At 70.7% G+C, this 17,860-nt stretch carries 16 protein-coding genes and 1 pseudogene; 11 read left to right on the forward strand and 6 right to left on the reverse strand.

Features of this window, described 5'->3' with window-relative positions; genetic code table 11:
* Nucleotides 1-103: 103 nt before the first annotated feature.
* Nucleotides 104-442: a hypothetical protein gene (locus tag ACFYY8_RS23760; protein ID WP_390044319.1), complete on the reverse strand. Its 339-nt coding sequence runs from the start codon at nucleotides 440-442 to the stop codon at nucleotides 104-106.
* A gap of 579 nt (nucleotides 443-1,021) precedes the next feature.
* Here ACFYY8_RS23760 and ACFYY8_RS23765 point away from each other — a divergent pair.
* On the forward strand, nucleotides 1,022-3,853 hold the full coding sequence (locus tag ACFYY8_RS23765; RefSeq protein ID WP_390044321.1) for a BTAD domain-containing putative transcriptional regulator: 2,832 nt from the start codon (nucleotides 1,022-1,024) through the stop codon (nucleotides 3,851-3,853).
* A gap of 42 nt (nucleotides 3,854-3,895) precedes the next feature.
* Here the strand turns inward: ACFYY8_RS23765 and ACFYY8_RS23770 are convergent, their stop codons facing one another.
* Nucleotides 3,896-4,558, reverse strand: coding sequence for a TetR/AcrR family transcriptional regulator (locus ACFYY8_RS23770; protein ID WP_390044323.1), 663 nt, complete (start codon nucleotides 4,556-4,558; stop codon nucleotides 3,896-3,898).
* Nucleotides 4,559-4,667: 109 nt separating this feature from the next.
* Between ACFYY8_RS23770 and ACFYY8_RS23775 the strand changes: the two genes are divergently transcribed.
* Genes ACFYY8_RS23775 through ACFYY8_RS23785 form a run of 3 tightly spaced genes read left to right on the forward strand, consistent with a single transcriptional unit; the run spans nucleotide 4,668 to nucleotide 7,273 of the window.
* Nucleotides 4,668-6,101, forward strand: coding sequence for an MFS transporter (locus ACFYY8_RS23775; RefSeq protein WP_390044325.1), 1,434 nt, complete (start codon nucleotides 4,668-4,670; stop codon nucleotides 6,099-6,101).
* A gap of 21 nt (nucleotides 6,102-6,122) precedes the next feature.
* Complete coding sequence (locus tag ACFYY8_RS23780; protein WP_390044327.1) at nucleotides 6,123-6,509, forward strand: cupin domain-containing protein; 387 nt, start codon at nucleotides 6,123-6,125, stop codon at nucleotides 6,507-6,509.
* Nucleotides 6,506-7,273: a hypothetical protein gene (locus ACFYY8_RS23785; protein ID WP_390044329.1), complete on the forward strand. Its 768-nt coding sequence runs from the start codon at nucleotides 6,506-6,508 to the stop codon at nucleotides 7,271-7,273. Before ACFYY8_RS23780 ends, ACFYY8_RS23785 begins: the two co-directional genes overlap by 4 nt.
* A 37-nt stretch (nucleotides 7,274-7,310) precedes the next feature.
* Here the strand turns inward: ACFYY8_RS23785 and thyX are convergent, their stop codons facing one another.
* Both thyX and ACFYY8_RS23795 read right to left on the reverse strand, forming a co-directional pair.
* Complete coding sequence (gene thyX, locus ACFYY8_RS23790) at nucleotides 7,311-8,036, reverse strand: FAD-dependent thymidylate synthase (RefSeq protein ID WP_390044331.1); 726 nt, start codon at nucleotides 8,034-8,036, stop codon at nucleotides 7,311-7,313.
* Nucleotides 8,037-8,223: 187 nt separating this feature from the next.
* Nucleotides 8,224-10,368 (reverse strand): anthranilate synthase component I, encoded by a 2,145-nt coding sequence (locus ACFYY8_RS23795; RefSeq protein WP_390044333.1) that lies wholly within the window; start codon nucleotides 10,366-10,368, stop codon nucleotides 8,224-8,226.
* Between the two features lie 372 nt (nucleotides 10,369-10,740).
* On the opposite strand from ACFYY8_RS23795, the pseudogene ACFYY8_RS23800 reads away from it, so the two are divergent.
* The 3 genes and pseudogenes from ACFYY8_RS23800 to ACFYY8_RS23810 form a co-directional block, all read left to right on the forward strand.
* Nucleotides 10,741-11,952, forward strand: a pseudogene (locus ACFYY8_RS23800) (CocE/NonD family hydrolase); the annotation flags it as partial.
* Nucleotides 11,953-12,053: 101 nt separating this feature from the next.
* Nucleotides 12,054-12,275, forward strand: a complete 222-nt coding sequence (locus tag ACFYY8_RS23805; RefSeq protein ID WP_390044335.1) for a CocE/NonD family hydrolase C-terminal non-catalytic domain-containing protein — start codon at nucleotides 12,054-12,056, stop codon at nucleotides 12,273-12,275.
* Between the two features lie 26 nt (nucleotides 12,276-12,301).
* The gene (locus ACFYY8_RS23810) at nucleotides 12,302-13,249 is read left to right on the forward strand and encodes a helix-turn-helix transcriptional regulator (RefSeq protein WP_390044337.1); all 948 of its coding nucleotides are present in this window, start codon (nucleotides 12,302-12,304) and stop codon (nucleotides 13,247-13,249) included.
* Nucleotides 13,250-13,255: 6 nt separating this feature from the next.
* Here the strand turns inward: ACFYY8_RS23810 and ACFYY8_RS23815 are convergent, their stop codons facing one another.
* Nucleotides 13,256-14,170: an SDR family oxidoreductase gene (locus tag ACFYY8_RS23815; protein ID WP_390044340.1), complete on the reverse strand. Its 915-nt coding sequence runs from the start codon at nucleotides 14,168-14,170 to the stop codon at nucleotides 13,256-13,258.
* 76 nt (nucleotides 14,171-14,246) lie between these two features.
* Nucleotides 14,247-14,543: a hypothetical protein gene (locus tag ACFYY8_RS23820; RefSeq protein ID WP_390044343.1), complete on the reverse strand. Its 297-nt coding sequence runs from the start codon at nucleotides 14,541-14,543 to the stop codon at nucleotides 14,247-14,249.
* 265 nt (nucleotides 14,544-14,808) lie between these two features.
* Between ACFYY8_RS23820 and ACFYY8_RS23825 the strand changes: the two genes are divergently transcribed.
* From ACFYY8_RS23825 to ACFYY8_RS23840, 4 genes are all read left to right on the forward strand, one after another.
* Nucleotides 14,809-15,021: a DUF3311 domain-containing protein gene (locus ACFYY8_RS23825; protein WP_390044345.1), complete on the forward strand. Its 213-nt coding sequence runs from the start codon at nucleotides 14,809-14,811 to the stop codon at nucleotides 15,019-15,021.
* A gap of 3 nt (nucleotides 15,022-15,024) precedes the next feature.
* Nucleotides 15,025-16,626, forward strand: a complete 1,602-nt coding sequence (gene mctP, locus ACFYY8_RS23830) for a monocarboxylate uptake permease MctP (protein WP_390044348.1) — start codon at nucleotides 15,025-15,027, stop codon at nucleotides 16,624-16,626.
* 129 nt (nucleotides 16,627-16,755) lie between these two features.
* A complete protein-coding gene (locus tag ACFYY8_RS23835) occupies nucleotides 16,756-16,842 on the forward strand; it encodes a putative leader peptide (protein ID WP_390044360.1) in 87 nt (28 codons plus the stop codon).
* Nucleotides 16,843-16,876: 34 nt separating this feature from the next.
* Complete coding sequence (locus tag ACFYY8_RS23840) at nucleotides 16,877-17,797, forward strand: TauD/TfdA dioxygenase family protein (protein WP_390044350.1); 921 nt, start codon at nucleotides 16,877-16,879, stop codon at nucleotides 17,795-17,797.
* The last annotated feature ends 63 nt before the right edge of the window (nucleotides 17,798-17,860 follow it).

The following is a 17,860-nucleotide window of genomic DNA, read 5'->3' on the forward strand; positions in this document are numbered from 1 at the left end:
CGTCCGGCGGCCTCCCCGGAGATCCCGCTCGGCCGAGGCGACCGGGAGCGGGATCTCACCGCCTTTCTCCGGAGTGGTTCCGGAGGGGCCCCGCGCCTTCGGTTCAGCAGATGTTCGCGCCGTCGAATGTGCGGCCGCCCCGCGCGACCTTGCTGCTGATGGTCCCGCCCGGCCTCACGGTATGGCAGGAGCCGTCCGCGCCGTGCGCCCACACGATCTTGAGGTTGAGGGTGCGGCCTCTGCAGTCGTTGCGGGCGTAGCCGGTCTTGGTGATCCTGCCTGTCTTCTGCCAGACGGTGACGCAGGAGGGCGCGTTGCCCAGCACCTGCGCGGACACGCCTGCCGGCTGGGCGGCGGACTGGGCCTGCGCCGCCGGAACGACCGCCAGGCTCAGCCCGGCCGCGGCGAACAGTGCCAGCGCGGACGCGCTCAGTTTGCTCATGAGTCCTCCTGAAGAGATTCGTACCGGTTGTGGTGGAATGACGGGAAAAACCGTCTTTGCCACGCTTTCTTGACTTGTTCGGCGATTCGAAATATCCGCGACCGCCCCCGGGGCCGTATAAACCGAACGCCTCTGGCAGTTCCGGATTTTCCGGCTGCCCGAAACAAAGAAAGCAGGGAGTTCTAACGCGGTGCTCTGTCGCGCGGTGAGGCGCCCTCGATCCCCGTGGGGACAGTTCGGTGATCCCCGTCGAACTTCGCCCGAGGGGAGGAGAGGACGATCCGGTGAAGGAATCTTCCGCGCGGAGTGCCGACGGTGACGCCTGTCCTTGGACGGACCGCCGCCGATGTCACGGTCACCGTGAGCGGTTCTCGCCGCGAGATTCAGGCCACAGGCATTCCCCTTTCGCGATCCACGACTTCTCGCCTCTTTCCGTCGCCCGGCGTGCGAACCGGACGACTCCCACCGTGGCGGAGACCGTCCTCACGGCGTCATCGCGCCGTCATCACGGCGTCCTTCGAAATCACTCCCGACCGCTAATTGGCCAGATAGCATCGGTTTTGGGGGGAAATCATTGAGATGAAATTTCTCGTGCTCGGGACATTGGAAGTCTGGGACGGCCAGAACAGGGTGACCCTGCCCAGCACCCGGCACCAGCGGGTGCTCGCGATGCTGCTGCTGACGCCCGGCGCCGTGGTACCGGTGTCGAAGCTGGTCGAGGCGACCTGGGACGACGAGCCGCCCGCGACGGCGACCAAGCAGATCCAGAACTGTGTCTCGGCGTTGCGGGGGCGTCTCGGGGACACCGAATGCCGGGTCATCGCCACCGACGGCCGGGGGTACCGCGTGGCGGTGACCGAGGACCAGCTGGACCTGCTCTGCTTCACCCGCCGGATCTCCACCGCGCGTGTGCTCGCGGCGGCCGGCGAACCGGCGGAGGCCGTGCTGGAGATGCGCTCGGCGCTGCGGCTGTGGCGCGGCCCCGCACTCGACGGCCTGGACACCGCCACGCTGACCGCCCGCGCCAGGCGGCTCGACGAGCAGCGGCTCGACGCGCTCGAACAGTGCGTGGACTGGCAACTGGCGCTGGGTGAGCACCGTGAGGTCGCGGACGAGCTGGTGGAGCTCGTCGCCGAACACCCGCTGCGGGAAAGACCGCACACGCAACTGATGCTCGCGTTGACCCGCTGCGGCAGGCAGGCCGAGGCGATAGAGGTGTTCCACCGGCTGCGGGCCCGGCTCGCCGAGGATCTCGGCGTCGATCCCGGGGCCGAGGCCCGCGAGCTGTACGAACGTGTCCTGCGCGGCGAGGTGGACCTCTCCCCGCCCGTGCCCGCCGTGCGGGAGCCGGGAACCGCACCGGCTGCGCGACCAGGGCCCGCCGCCCCGGAGCCGCCCCGGCTCGACCGGGCGGCGCAGGAGCTGGTCATGGTGATCACCCGGCAGTGGACGGCCGAGGCCGAGGTGCGCTCGCTGAACCGGCCGGAACCGGTGCCGCTGAGATGGTCGGAGACCAGGCGTCAGGTGGCGGCGGTGGCCGCCGCGATGCCGTACGGCCGATCGGCCGAGGATCCGGACCGACCGATGCCGAGCGGTGGCCTCACCGACCTGCTCGCCAGGTTCCGGCAGGTGCCCGCGCGCCAGCTGGTGGTGCTGGGCGGACCCGGCGCGGGCAAGTCGGTGCTGGCGATCCTGTTCACCCTCGGTCTGCTCGCGGACCACCGGCCCGGCGAGCCGGTGCCGGTGCTGTTCTCGCTGGCCTCGTGGAACCCTCACCGGGAGCACATACACCGCTGGCTCGCCCGCATGCTCGTCCAGGAGTATCCCGGTCTGGCGAACACCGCCGCCTACGGCCGGGACGCGGCGACGCGGCTGGTGGTCGAAAACCAGGTCCTGCCCGTGCTCGACGGCCTCGACGAGATACCGCCCGCCCTGCGCTCGGCGGCCATCGACGCCCTCGACAGGGCCGTGGCGGGCGACCGGCCCCTGGTGGTGACCTGCCGTAGCGAGGAGTACGAGCTGGCGGCGGACCAGGCGGGCGCGATCCTCGCGCGCGCGGCGGTCGTGGAGATCGAGCCCGTCGCCCTCGAAGACGCCGTCGACTTCCTCACCGCGCGCAGGCGGGTGGGTGAAGAGCGCTGGCAGCCCGTGATCGACCACCTGCGGCGGCACCCGGACGGCGCGCTCGCCCAGTCCCTGCGCACCCCCCTGATGATCGATCTCGCCCGTACGGCCTACGCCCACCCGTCGACCGCGCCCGCCGAACTGTGCGACCCGGCCCGGTTCGGCGATCGGGCCGCGATAGAGGGACATCTGCTGGACGCCTACCTGCCGGCCGTCTACGCGTCCTGGCCTGAGCCGCCCCTGCGGCACGAGCGGCCCGTGCCCGCGCGCGCCTACGACGTCGACCACGCCGAACGGTGGCTGGCCTTCCTCGCCCGGCACCTGAACCGGACCCGCACCCACGACCTCGCCTGGTGGCGGCTCGACCGCGCCGTGCCGAGGCCCGTCGGTGGCCTGCTGCTCGGCATGCCCGCCGCCCTGCTGTTCTGGATCACCGGGTGGCTCGCGGGCGGCCCGCTGATCGGACTGGTCTACGGGCTGTTCTTCGCGGCGGCGGGCTGCGGCGTCCACACGATGGGGCGGCGTCCGGGGCCCCTGCGGGTGGAGTTGCACTTTCGCAGCACCGCGACGAGATTCCTGGGGCGCTTCGGGATCGGGGTGGTGATCGGGGTCAGCCTCGGCCTCGGCTGGTCGTTGTCCGCGGAGATGATCGGCCTGCTCGCCACCGTCTTCGGTTTCGGCGTCGGCCTGCACGTCTGGCTGGCCACCCCGGTCGACGTCAACCGCGTCTCCAGCCCGCCCCTCGTGCTGCGCAACGACCGCATCGCCACCTGGGCGTTCACCCTGTCCTTCATGGTGTCGCTGGGGTTGTTCTACACCGTGGCCTTCGCCTTCACGCGCGAGATCCGGTTCGCCCCCGTCCTGGGGGGAACCTTCGACCTCGGGCTCGCCTGCGCCGGGGGCCTGGCGGCGGGGTTGCTGGGCCGCTTCCTGCTGGGAAACCTCGGCTGTGCGGCATACGGGCTCGCCGGAACCGTGGTCGGCGGACTGATCTTCTCCCGCGCGCCCAGCCTCGCCAGCGCGCTGACGGTGGGCGCGCTGTTCGGCCTCGCGGGGGGACTCACGGTCGGCCTCGCCCGCGCGTGGGGCGCCTTCACCGTCGTCCGGCTCTGGCTGGCCGCCCAGGGGCACATCCCGCTCCACCTCATGCGGTTCCTCGACGACGCGCACCGGCGGGGAGTGTTGCGCCAGGTGGGCGCGGTGTACCAGTTCCGGCACGCCCGTCTGGAGGACCGCCTGGCGGCGAGGTACGGCGTCCCGCCGACGAGCCGCGGCCGAAGCGGCTGAGGACCGTTCCGGCACCCGTCCCGAGGGCACGCCCTCGGCGGCCTACGCGCGGGTGAGCAGTCCCTCGACGAGGGCTTCGAGGCCCTGGCGGTAGGTGTCCTCCGCGGTGAGCGCGGTCCACCGGCCGCCGATCGACGCCAGCCTGGGCAGCGCCTCCCGGTCCAGGTCGGCGAAGACCCGTTCGCGGTGGGTCGGCCGGTCCTCGGCTGCGCGTCTGCGTCCCGCCGCCCTGATGACGATCTCCCCGGCGGTGTAGTACCAGATGGACCGGTAGGCGTGAACGGCCTGTTCCGGGGTGAGACCGCAGGCCACGGCCGCCTCGACGATGTGCTCCGCGTACCAGAGCCCGGCGTCGGACATCAGGTCGTCGGCGACGAGGACCTCGACGACCCACGGGCATCCGGCGAGCGCGTCGTGCATCGCCAGCGCGGCGGTGACCAGCCGTTCCCTGGGCTCCTCCGGCAGGGCCGGGCGCGCCAGTCCCGCGGCGTAGTCGTCCAGGAGCAGCAGCAGCAACTCCTCCTTGTCCTTGACGTGGTGGTAGAGCGCCATCGGCGTGCTGCCGACCTCCGCGGCCAGCCGCCGCATCGTCAGGCTTCCCACGCCGCCCTCCTCGACGATCCCGCGGGCGGCGGCCAGGACCTCCTCCCGGGAGATCCGTGGTGGCCTGCCCACCCGCGGGCGTTGCGGAACCGACTGTGACATGGGATCCATGATGGCCCACCCCGCGACGTTGACGCCCACATCCTGGCCGGGCTAGTTTTTATACATGTACAAAAAAAGCATCGGCCGACCCGGGCTGATACTGACGGCGGTGGCCGCCGCGCAGTTCATGGCGGCCCTCGACATCTCGATCCTCAATGTCGCGCTGCCCGCGATCCGCGCCGACCTGGGCTTCGGCGCCGCCCGGCTGCAGTGGGTCGTCCACGCCTACACGCTGGCCTTCGGCGGCCTGCTGCTGCTCGGCGGCAGGATGTCCGACCTGTACGGCAGACACAGACTTCTCGCCGTGGGTCTCGGCCTGTTCGGCCTGTCCTCCCTGGCCGGAGGGCTGGCCCAGTCGGCGGACCTGCTGGTGGCCGCCCGCGCGGTCCAGGGCCTGGCCGCCGCGGCGCTGGTCCCCGCCGCGCTGGCGACACTGACCACGACCTTCCCCGAAGGCCCGGGCCGGACCAGGGCGCTGGGGGTGTGGAGCGCGGTCAACGCCGCCGGCGGAGCCACGGGGGTGCTCGCCGGGGGCCTGCTGACCGACCATGTGGGATGGCGCTGGGTGATGCTGGTCAACGTGCCCGTCGTGGTGGCCGCACTGGCTCTCACCGTGACGTCCGTCCCCGTCGACCGGCCCCGGGCCCAGAGGGAGCGTCCCGACCTGCTCGGCGCGTTCCTCGGCACCTGCGGGGTGACCCTGCTGGTCCTCGGCGTCGTCCGCTCCAGCGAGGAGGGCTGGGCCTCGACGGCCACGCTGGGCACGCTCGCGGCGGCCGTCGTGCTGCTGGCCGCGTTCTTCCTGGTCGAGGCCGCGCGGTCCAGGGGCCCGAGAACCCCGATGATCCGGCTCGGCCTGCTGCGGAACCGCTCGATCGCCGGGGCCAACCTGTTCATCTTCCTGGCGGGCGCGGGCATGTTCGCCGCCTTCTACTTCGTCTCCCTCTACATGCAGGGCGTGCTGCGCATGAGCGCGACCGCGACCGGCCTGGCGTTCCTGCCCTTCACCTTCGGCACGGTGGTGGGAACCGTCATCGCCACCAGGGTCTCCGCCCGGCACGCTCCCCGCGCCCTGCTGATCCCCGGGGGCGTGCTCGCCGCGATCGGTTTCGGCTGGTTCAGCCTGATCGACCCCTCGGGAGGCTTCGTCGTGGACATCCTCGGTCCCTCGCTGGTCACCAGCGTCGGCCTGGGCATGTGCTTCGCCCCGCTGGCCGCCGCGGGAACGGCGGGCGTCGCGCCGCACGAGGCGGGCATGGCCTCCGGACTGCTCAACAGCTCAAGGCAGCTCGGCGGCTCCGTAGGCCTGGCCGCGCTCACCACCGTCGCGGCGGGCCGTACCGGGGCGGACACCACCTCGGCCGCCGTCACCTCGGGCTACTCCCTCGGCCTGGCCGTCTCCGGCGTCCTGCTGGCCGCCGCGGTCGCCGTCGCCGTGACGGTGCTGCCCAGGCGCGGCCGTACGGCCGGGCCCGCCCCCGCGACCCCGCTGGAGACCCCGGCCCCGCTGGAGACCGTGGCCACAGCCGGAACCCACGAATAACCACGGAAAGGCGACCTCACCGTGAACACCTCACCCATCGACATGTTCTCCCTCGGCATCCACCTCGACGACGACGGGACGGTCCTGCCCGGGCCGCGGCGGATGACCGGCGGCTCCGACGGCTGGACCGTCGCCGCCTTCCACGTCGAGACCGACGAGGACGTCCACGCCGATCACTGGGAGATGCACCCGACCGCCGACGAGGCGGTGTGCGTGCTGAGCGGCGGCGCCCGGCTCTACCTGCGGCCGGAGGACCGGGAACAGCGCGAGACGGCGATCACGCTCACCGCGGGAACGGTCTTCGTCGTCCCGCGGGGCCGCTGGCACCGCCTGGAACTCGACGGTCCCAGCGACCTGATGTCCATCACCCTGCGCCGTGGCACTCTCCTGGAGAAGCGCCTGGGATGAACGTGACCGGGAGGCTGTACGGCCTTGTACGGACATATGGTCTCCCCCTTCTCCCGGGGACGGACCCGGCCGGATCCTCAGGACACGACCGGCCCCGCTGGCGGACCTCCGGGCACGCCCCGGCCGGGCGCCCCGTCCTCGTCGTCCTCGAAAGGTTCGCCATGTCCCCGTCCGGATCGTCACGTCACACCGGCACCCGGCCCCGCGGATCCCGCGTCGGCAGGGCGCTGGCCTCCGCCGCGCTGGCGCTCGTCCCCCTGGCCGCCGTACCCGCCGCGCCGCAGGTCGCGCACGCCGACACCGCGGGCGCCCTGGCCGCCTGCCGGCGCAGTGCGTCGGCCGACTTCAGCATCGGCGACTTCAGGGTCTACGGCAACGGCGGCGGGGGCATCCCCCAGGGAAGCAACCCGCCCAACCTCCTCCAGGACGGCGACGTCTTCCTCCTGCTGCCGTCCAGCTACTACAAGGTCAAGTTCGACAGCTGGCCCTGGGGGCCGAGCTACCCGCCGGACGGCAACGGCGTCCCGGCGCCGAGCACCGGCTGGCCGTACCCGGGGTCGCTGGAGTACTCGGCGATCCTGCGGTTCAACAACGACCCCGGCGGCTGGGTGGGGCCGATCCACCAGGCGACCGCGTTCGGCGGCTGCACGATCTGGTCGGGACCGCCCGTCCGGCTGCTGTTCGGCGTCAACGACCCCAACCCCGGGGACAACAACGGCTACTGGTCCTTCGGGTTCTACCTCTACCGGGCCTCCACGCACTGAGGCCCGGCTTCCCCGGCCCGCCCGACCTGGGAGACCCCTACGGGGCGACCCGGCCGTTGGTCACGAAGGCGGCGTGGGTCAGGGGCATCAGCCCCGCCCAGGCCGCCTCCATCCGCTCGGCGACCATCTCGATCTCCCGCTGCGGGAACGACGGCACCTTGGCCTGCTCGTTCTTGGTGCGCAGCGACAGGAAGTGCATCAGCGAGCGGGCGTTGCACGTGGCGTACATCGAGGAGAACAGGCCGACCGGCAGTACGGCCCTGGCCACCTCGCGGGCGATCCCGGCCTCCAGCATCTCCTGGTAGGCCTCGTAGGACTGCCGGTAGGCCGACTCCATCGCCTCCGTGGCGATCTTGTGCTGCTCATCGGTGCCCTCGACGAAGACGTACTTGCCGGGGCGCCCCTCCTGCACCAGCTTGCGCCCGGGACCGGGAACGTAGAAGTCAGGCTGGAGCTCCCGGTATCTCCCGCTCTCCTCGTTGTACGACCATCCGACCCTGTGGCGCTGGAACTCACGGAAGACGAAGATCGGCGCCTTGACCAGGAAGGTCATGGAGTTGTGCTCGAAAGGGGTGCCGTGACGGTCGCGCATCAGGAAGTTGATCAGGCCCTTCGAGCGCTCGGGGTCCTTGTTGATCTCCTCGATGGACTGCTCCCCCGCGGTGGACACCCGGGCCGCCCAGAGCACGTCGGAGTCCGAGGCGCTGTGCTTGACCAGTTCGACGGTGACGTCGTCGAGGAAACGGGGCCTGCTGTCGTCCACGGGCGAAGACCTCCTGCGTCGGGGTTGGGGCGGCTCAACCCTACCGGCGGCCCCAGAGGACCACAGAGGCGGCGCGCGTTTCCCGAATCCGGCCGCAGGCGAACCGGCACAGATTCGCCTGCGGCCTGACACCGGTCTCACACCGGGAGCGGCATTCCACGGCCGTCCCGTGTGATCCGGCGTTTCCTCAGCGCGAGGTCCTGCAGAGTTCCAGCACGTTGGCGATGATCCTCGCCCCGGCGCCGCCCTCCGCGGTGAGGATCGACTCGGGGTGGAACTGTACGGCGAAGCGCCTCCTGGCCACATCCTCGATCGCCATCACCGCGCCGTCCGGGGTGAGGGCGGTCGCGGTGAAGCCCGCGACTCCCGGCTGCTTGGCGTGCAGCGAGTGGTAGCGGGCCGCGGTGAACTCCTCGGGCAGGCCGTCGAGCAGCGCGCTCTCACCGAGCCTCTTGACCCTGCCCCGCTTGCCGTGCTCGGGGTAGGACAGCAGGTCGAGGCTTCCGCCCGCCTGCTCGACCATGCCCTGCAGGCCGAGGCAGACGCCGAAGACCGGCAGGTCCCGCTCGTAGAGCGCCTCGATGAGCCCGCTCAGACCGAAGTCGGAGGGCCAGCCGGGTCCGGGCGACAGCACCACGAGCGACGGCGCGATCTCGTCGATCATCCGCACCGGGAACCCGTGCCTGAGCGTGACGACCTCGGCGCCCTGCTGGCGGAAGTAGTCGGCCAGCGTGTTGACGAAGGAGTCCTCGTGGTCGACGAGCAGCACCTTCATGCCCTCACCGGGCCGTACGGCAGGGGCCTGCTCCACGACCGCCTGGTCGTCCTGTCCCGCGCTGACCGCCGCCAGGGCGCCGAGCAGCGCGCTCGCCTTGAGCTCGGTCTCCCGCTCCTCGGCCTCGGGGTCGGAGTCGAACAGCAGCGTGGCGCCCGCCCTGACGGTGGCGACCCCGCCGCGGATCTGCGCGGTGCGCAGGGTGAGGCCGGTGTTCATGGAGCCGTCGAAGCCGATGTAGCCGACCGCGCCGCCGTACCAGCGCCTGGTGGTCGCCTCGTGGTCCTCGATGAACTGCATCGCCCAGGTCTTGGGGGCACCGGTGACGGTGACGGCCCACATGTGGGTGAGGAAGGCGTCCAGCGCGTCGAACCCGGGCCGCAGGCGTCCCTCGATGTGGTCCACGGTGTGGATGAGCCGCGAGTACATCTCGATCTGACGCCTGCCGATGACCTGGACGGTCCCCGGCACGCAGATGCGGGACTTGTCGTTGCGGTCGACGTCGGTGCACATCGTCAGCTCCGACTCCTCCTTCACGCTGGACAGGAGGGTGCGGATCGCCTCGGCGTCCTCGATCGGGGTGCTGCCGCGCGCGATGGTGCCGGAGATCGGGCAGGTCTCGACGCGGTCGCCGTTGACCCTGACGTACATCTCGGGGGAGGCGCCGACGAGGTGCTCGTCCTCGCCGAGGTTGAACAGGAACTCGTACGGCGCCGGGTTGACCTTGCGCAGTGTCCGGTAGAAGGCGGCCGGGTCGGTACAGGAGGAGTGGAAGACCTGGCCGGGCACGACCTCGAACAGGTCGCCGCGGACGAACTTCTCCTTGGCCGCGGCGACGACCTGGGCGTAGGTGCCCCGCTCCGGGTCCGCGGGCAGTTCGGTGGGGACCGGGGGCAGCGGGACGCTCTCCCCCTCACGGGGCAGGCCCCTGGTCGAGACGCCGTCCACGGTGAACTCGTAGCGGAACTCCTTGCTGGTCTCCCGCTTACGGTCGATGACCATCACCCGGTCGGGCAGGTGCAGCACGAGGTCACGCTGGTCCTTGGCGCGGGTGAGCACCTGCCTGATCGGCTCGAACTGGAAGGCCAGGTCGTAGCCGAAGGCGCCGTAGAGCCCCAGGTGCTCGTCCTGACCCGCGAAGGCCGCGACCACCTCGCGGATCGCGGTGAAGACGGTGGGACGGCGGCTGCGCATCTCCTCGGGGAGGATGTCCTCGGACTCGGCGACGTACACCTCGACGTGGTCGGCGGTCGGCTCACCGGTCGGCTTGCCCGCGGCGAGCAGGCAGGAGGCGACGGCGGGCAGCACGACCCGGCCGCGGGCGTTCAGGGCACGGGCGGAGATCCTGCGTCCCCGGGCCACGATCTCAAGGCAGGGGTCGACGTAGGCGAGATGCCACCGGCTGTAGCGGCCGGGGTACTCCATGCCGGAGGACAGCACGCCGCCGCGACGCTCACCGAGCGTCGTGACGACATCCTCAAGCATCTTCTCGGGCACGTCGGAGGCGGTGACCTCGACCTCTATGCCCCCCGCGGTGGTATATCCGCTCGTCTCCACTGCTGCCTCGTCCCTCTAGGTTCTCCTGGGCCCTCAAAGAGGCGGCTGACACAGAAAAGGCCGCCTCACTCGGGGCGGCCGTCTGTGTGCTCTCGCGAATGCGAAACCCGCGCCGCCTAGAAGCGGCGCCACCACTGCTGGGTTTCGGGGTGTCGCATGCCACAAGACTAGCGGCGGAAACTGTGATCATGCAACGTGACCGCCCCCGCGGCGTGGCGGCCGGGTAGCCGTCACGCCCCTTCTTCTGTTACCAGTAGGTAGGAGGGCAGTTCCGTTACCGGCGAGTAAAAGGCCAGGTGAGGAGGCCGCATGACGATCACATGGCCACGGCCCGCGCACCGGGTCACGATCCAGCGCGATCTGCCCGTGCCCATGGCCGACGGGGTCGTCCTGCTGGCCGACCGCTACACGCCCGTCGGCGCCGTGCGCCCGCCGACCATCCTGGTCCGCTCGCCGTACGGCAGGCGGGGGATGTTCGGGTTCGCCTATGGCAGGGCGTTCGCCCGGCACGGGTTCCAGGTCGTGCTGCAGAGCTGCCGGGGCGGGTTCGGTTCCGGCGGGCTGCTCGACCCGCTCGGCGACGAACACGACGACGGCCTGGCCACCCTCGCCTGGCTGCGCGCCCAGCCCTGGTACGGCGGCGACCTCGCGATGCACGGCCCCTCCTACCTCGGCTACGCCCAGTGGGCGATCGCCCCGTTCGCCGGCCCCGATCTGAAGGCCATGGCGACCTCGGTGACCGCCTCCCAGTTCCGTGACGCCGCCTACGTGGGCGGGGCGTTCGCGCTGGAGTCCACGCTGATGTGGATCACGCTGACCGCCTCGATCGACGGCCCGTTCGGCGGGGCCGCCGCCCTTCTCGCGCCGCGCAGGACCAGGCGGGCGGCACTGTCCGGGCGGCCCCTCGGGGAGATGGACGTGCTGTCGGCGGGCCGCGACCTGCCGTTCTTCCAGGACCTGCTGACCCACCACGCCGACCCCGGGTCCTACTGGGCGGCACGTGACTTCTCCGCCTCCGTCGGCGAGGTCGGGGCCGCCGTCACCATGGTCGGCGGCTGGTACGACGTGTTCCTGCCGTGGCAGATCAAGGACTACACGGCGATGCGGGCCGCGGGCAGACGTCCCCACCTGACGATCGGGCCGTGGTACCACGCCGACATCCGGCACGGCAGGGCCGCCAACGCCGACGCGCTCGCCTGGTTCAGGGCACACCTGCTCGGCGACCCCTCCGGCCTGCGCCGGCAGCCGGTCAGGCTGTACGTCACAGGCGCGGGCGAGTGGCGTGACTACCCCGACTGGCCGGTTCCCGGCATGCGGGAACGACGCTGGCACCTGCAGCCCGGCCGAGCCCTCTCCCCGGACAACCCCTCCCCCGGCGAGCCGGACCGTTACCGCTACGACCCCGCGCACCCGACCCCCGCGCTGGGCGGCCCCGTACTGCTGGGCAACTCCGAGCCGCGTGACAACCGGCGCCTCGAGGCCCGCCGCGACGTGCTCGTCTACACCGGGCCCGAGCTGCGCGAGGACACCGACATGATCGGCCCGGTCCGGGCCGAGCTGTACGTCAGGACGAGCACCGAGCACGCCGACGTGGTCGTCCGCGTCTGCGACGTGCACCCCGACGGCACCTCCTACGACGTGTGCGCCGCCTGCTCCCCGGCTCCCCCCTGCCCGACGCGGACGGCGTGCGCCGTGTCCTGGTCGACCTGTGGCCGATCGGTCACCGCTTCCGCAGGGGCCACCGCGTCCGTCTGCAGGTCGCGGGCGGCGCCTACCCCCGCATCGCCCGCAACCTCGGTACCGGAGAGCCGCTGGGCACCGGCAGCGCGATGGTCACCTGCCTGCACGAGGTCTTCCACGACCCCGTCCGTCCCTCGGCGGTCGTGCTGCCACTCGTGACCGGCTGAGAGCGGGGCGGGGTTAGGGTCGGAGGGTGCGCGCGGCCAGGCTGATGTCGTTGGTGCTGTTGCTCCAGGCCCGTGGCGGGATGACCGCCGCCGAACTGTCCGAGGAGCTGGAGGTCTCCGAGCGGACCGTCCACCGGGACGTGCTGGCCCTGTCCGAGGCCGGGATCCCGGTCTACGCCGACCGGGGCAGGGGCGGCGGCTATCGCCTGCTCGACGGGTACCGCACCCGCCTCACCGGCCTCGACCGAGCGCAGGCGCAGGCCCTGTTCCTGTCCGGTGTGCCCGAGGCGCTGCGCGAGATGGGCCTGGGCGAGGTCGGGGCCGTGGCGCGGCTGAAGGCGTCGGCCGCGCTGCCCGCGGACGCGCGGGACGCCCAGGCGGACGCGGCGCAACGCTTCCACCTGGACGCCCCCGGCTGGTTCGCCCGTGACCGGCCGCCGCCGGAGTCCCTGCTGCCGCTGGCCAGGGCGGTGTGGGGCGACCACCCGGTGACGGCCACCTACCGAGGCGCCCGGCGGACCCTGGAACCGTACGGCCTGGTGCTCAAGGCCGGGGTCTGGTACCTCGCGGCCCGCTCGGTGATCTACCGGGTCGAGCGGCTCGGTGAGGTCGAGGTCCACGCAGACCGGTGTTTCACCCGCGATCCCGGCTTCGACCTGGCCGCCTTCTGGAACGAACGCGCCGCCGAGTTCGCCCGCTCCCTGCTCAAGACGCGGGTGACCGTACGGCTCAGCCCCGAGGGCCTGCGCGCGCTGCCCGTCTTCGCCGACCCGGCGGCCCTCGACGACGCGCTCGCCTCCGCCGGGGAGCCCGACGAGCAGGGGTGGGTCACGCTCCAGCTGCCCGTCGAGTCCCCGGAGGTCGCCTACGCGCAGATCCTCAGGTTCGGCCCGGAGGCCGAGGTCCTCGACCCGCCGGCCCTGCGCGCCCGCGTGGCCGAGGCCGCCGCCCGGCTGCGCGGCCTGTACGGCTAGGGGCTCCTAGCGGTAGCCGGTGGCGTCCGCGGGCTTGCCCCGGTCCTGGACCTCGACGATGTAGCGCCAGGCGTCCGGTCTGCTGCCGTCCACGTCGGTGAACCCGTAGACCTGGGCCAGCTGCCCGCTGGAGAGGGACTGCCCCGACCAGCGGACCCGGTCGGGGTCGGCGGCCAGGGCGACGACCGCGCGCCCGGTGTAGGCGGGCGACTCCGAGATCACGAAGTGCGGTTCCCTGACGAGGGCGTCACGCCAGGTCTCCTCGGTGACGCCGTAGTGCTCGAGCATCATCTCCGAGCGCAGCCAGCCCGGTGTGAGCGAGACGGCCGCGCAGCCGTACGGCCTCAGTTCGTGGGCCTGGGAGAAGGCCAGGCGGTTGACCGAGACCTTGGCCAGGTCGTAGAAGAACGAGACGCGGTAGTTGACGGCGTTGTACTCGGCGGTTCCGTCGGTCACCTCGACGACCAGGCCGCCGGGATTCCTGGTCAGCAACGGCAGGGCGTGGTGGCTGGTGATGACGTGGGTGTCGATCGCCAGCCTGAGCAGACGCAGGCCGTCCTCGAGCGAGTGCTTCCAGAGCGGGGTGTCCCAGGCGGCCAGCGGGTCGCCGCCCCAGACGTCGTTGACGAGCAGGTCGAGCCTGCCCTGCTCGCGGTCGATCCGCTCCACCAGCGCGCGTACCTGCTCGGACTCCAGATGGTCCACCTGTACGGCGATGCCCCGGCCGCCGGCCCGCGTCACCAGTTCGGCTGTCTCCTCGATGGTCTCGGGGCGGTTCATCTCCGAGCGGTGCTCGCGGGTCGTCCTGCCCGTGCAGTAGACCGTGGCTCCGGCCTCGCCGAGCGCCGTCGCGATGGCCCTGCCCGTCCCCCGGGTCGCCCCGGCGACCAGGGCGACCTTCTCTCGCAGTGTCGTGTGCATGACACTGACCCTGCCCAAGAAACAGGACACCTTATGTCATGTTTTCGCGCCGTGTCCGGCGGCGGTCGGAGTCGGGTCAGCCGACGGCGTCGACGAAGCGCCGTGCGTCGGGCTCGGTCATACCGGTCTCTCCTCTGACGAGCAGGACGGCCTGTTCGGCCCGGCCGGAGACCTTGAGGTCGTGGACCCGGGAGGCCAGATCGGCACCGCGACGCGGAATCGCGGAAGAAGGGGGTTCCGCGGGGCGCGGCAGAAACGTCGCGGGCCTGGAGGAGCGCCGTACGAGAAGGACGAGGGCAGCGATGATCCCGCCGAAGAACAGGATGAGGATCAGACCGATGACGACCAGTTCCGTAGGCCCTAAATTCGCCATGACACCAGCCTATTGCGAATTCGCCGGACGCGGCCGACCGCCATACCCCCACTAATCCTGTCAAGGCAGCCGGTAATCCGGCCGATAGGGCGAATTCTCCACAATTGCCCCGGTCACCGGGGTGTCGACCTACCGTTCGCCGCGTAAAGTACTCCGTTCGGCGCTCCGTGACCGCAATGAAACAACCACGTAATTACGCTTCCGGTCAGCCGAAGGAGTCAACCCCCCATTCGGTTGTCCGCTCTCCAGCCCCGAGGAGACCGTATTGGCCACTCCGGACAAGGACAGAGGCGATCGCAGCCCGTGGAACCGGCTGCTGATCATCCCGATCATCGTGCCTTTGCTGCCCTTTCTCTACAACGCCCTCGACCCCCGTTTCCTGGGCTTTCCACGGTTCTACTGGTTACAGCTCGCCTTCGTCGCCCTCGGCGTCGCCTGCACCGCGACCGTCTACCAGATGACCAAACGGAGGCGGTGACCCGTGAACGCGCACCTCACCGAGATCATCGTCTTCACCGTGCTGTTCCTGGCCGTCAGCGTCATGGGGTTCGTCGCCTCACGCTGGCGCCGCCCGAACGACCTCGCCAGCCTGGACGAGTGGGGACTCGGCGGCCGGAGTTTCGGCTCGTGGGTCACCTGGTTCCTGATCGGCGGCGACCTCTACACCGCCTACACCTTCGTGGCCGTGCCCGCCCTGCTGTGGGGGGCGGGCGCCACGGGCTTCTTCGCGATGCCGTACACGGTCATCACCTATCCGATCGTGTTCCTGGTGCTGATCAGGCTCTGGTCGGTCTCCCACGTGCACGGGTTCGTGACGCCCGCCGACTTCGTCAGGGCCCGTTTCGGCTCCCCGACGCTGGCGCTGCTCATCGCGATCACCGGCATCGTGGCGACGATGCCCTACATCGCGCTCCAGCTCGTCGGCATCGAGGCCGTGCTGAAGTCGATGGGCGTCACCGGACACCTTCCGATCATCATCGCCTTCGCCATCCTCGCCGCCTACACCTACCAGTCAGGGCTGCGTGCCCCGGCCCTGATCGCCTTCGTCAAGGACTCACTGATCTACATCGTGATCCTGGTCGCCCTCGTCGTGATCCCGATGAAGCTCGGGGGCTGGGGCGCGATCTTCGACGCGGCCGAGGCCAAGTTCGCCGCCACGCCCGCGCCGGGTGACGGCATCCTGCTCAACGGCGGCAACCAGCTGCAGTACGTCACGTTGGCACTGGGTTCGGCACTGGCTTTGTTCCTCTACCCGCACAGCGTCACCGGCGTGCTCGCGTCGAAGAACCGTGACGTGATCAAGCGCAACATGTCCGCGCTGCCCGCCTACAGCCTGCTGCTCGGCGTGATCGCGCTGCTCGGCTACATGGCGATCGCGGCCGGGGTGAAGCCGATCGTGACGGCGGGCAGGCCCGACAGCAACACGATCGTCCCGCAGCTGTTCGACCAGATGTTCCCCGACTGGTTCACCGGCGTCGCCTACGCGGCGGTCGGCATCGGCGCGCTGGTCCCGGCGGCCATCATGTCGATCGCCGCGGCGAACCTGTTCACCCGCAACATCTACCGGGAGTTCCTGAAGCCCGACGCGACCAACGCGGACGAGGCCAGAGTCTCGAAGATCGTGTCCCTGCTCGTCAAGGTCGGAGCGGTGCTGTTCATCCTGTTCATGGACACGGGCTTCTCCATCGACCTCCAGCTCGTCGGCGGCGTCATCATCCTGCAGACGCTGCCCGCGGTGGGACTCGGGCTCTACACCCGCTGGTTCCACCGGGGCGGCCTGGTCGCCGGGTGGATCGTGGGCATGGCCTGTGGGGTGCTCATGCTCTACAGCATCGGCAACCCGGTGACCGGCAAGGCGCACTTCGCCGGCTCCGCGTTCCCGCTGGGCAACCTGGGCTTGGACACCAAGATGACGGTCTACGCGGGTCTGCTCGCCCTGGCCGTCAACCTGCTCGTCGCCACGATCGGCACCCTCGCCGCCCGCGCGGCCAGGCTCGCCGACGGCGAGGACCTCACCAGCCCCGCCCACTACACAGCGGACGAGGGAGACCCCCGGGTCAAGGATCTCGACCTCGTCGGCTGACATCCGGGTACGGCTTTCGCCGGGTCCGTCCCCGATGAGCCGGACGGACCCGGCGAGGCTCCTCGTAATAACCCTAATTTCCTACCGTATTAGTTGACAATTATCGGCGGGGAAGCCTACCGTGAGGACATGACCTCCCCGCTGTACCTCACGACACGAGGTCACGTGGACCTCTGCCGCGTGGCCAGCGCACTGTGTCCTTCCGCCCGGTCTTGAAAAGGTTCCGTTGGCTCATTGGAAGGAAGACACGATGTCGTCACTCATCATCACCCCCGTCGCCGGGCGCATCGGCGCCGAGATAGTCGGCGTCCGGCTGGGTGGTGAACTGCCCGCCGAAGTCGTCAAGGAGATCCGTGCGGCCCTGCTCCGCCATAAGGTGATCTTCTTCCGTGGTCAGAAACACCTCGACGAACCCGGCCAGGTGGCCTTCGCCCGCCTGCTCGGCCCGCTGACCACCGCCCACCCGACCGTCCCCGCCCTCAACGACGACTTCCCCATCCTCGACCTGGACTACAGCGGCGGGCAGAAGGTCGACCGGTGGCACACCGACGTCACGTTCGTCGACCGTCCGCCACTGGCCTCGGTGCTCCGGGCCGTCGTCGTCCCTCCCTCAGGAGGCGACACCCTGTGGTCCAACACGGTGGCCGCCTACGAGAACCTCCCCTCGGAGCTGGCGAGACTGATCGACGGGCTGCGCGCCGTACACACCAACCAGTTCGACTACGCGCGGGTCAACACCTCCGACGATCCGGAGAAGGCCCGCAAGTACGCCGAGATCTTCTCCTCCATCTCCTTCGAAACCGAACACCCCGTCGTCCGCGTCCATCCGGAGACAGGGGAACGCTCGATCCTGCTCGGCGACTTCGCCAGACGAATCATCGGCCTGCCCAACGACGTGTCGGCCTCACTGATCCGCCTGATCCAGGAGCAGGTCACGCTGGTCGAGAACACCGTCCGCTGGCGCTGGTCCTCCGGTGACGTCGCCATCTGGGACAATCGGGCGACCCAGCACCGGGTCGTGCACGACTTCGGGGCACAACCGCGTCGCCTGCACCGGGTCACCGTCGCCGGCGACGTCCCCGTGGGCGTCGACGGCCGCCCGAGCGAGGTGCTGTCCGGCGACGCCTCGATCTACTCGCCCATCGCCTCCGTCACACCCGTCGCCGCCTGACAGGGGCCGTCTGACAGGGGCACGGTCCCCTCGGGTACGGCGCGCCCAAGAACTCCGCCGCCG

This window comes from Streptosporangium sp. NPDC001559, from assembly GCF_042893955.1.
In the GTDB taxonomy this organism is placed as follows: domain Bacteria; phylum Actinomycetota; class Actinomycetes; order Streptosporangiales; family Streptosporangiaceae; genus Streptosporangium.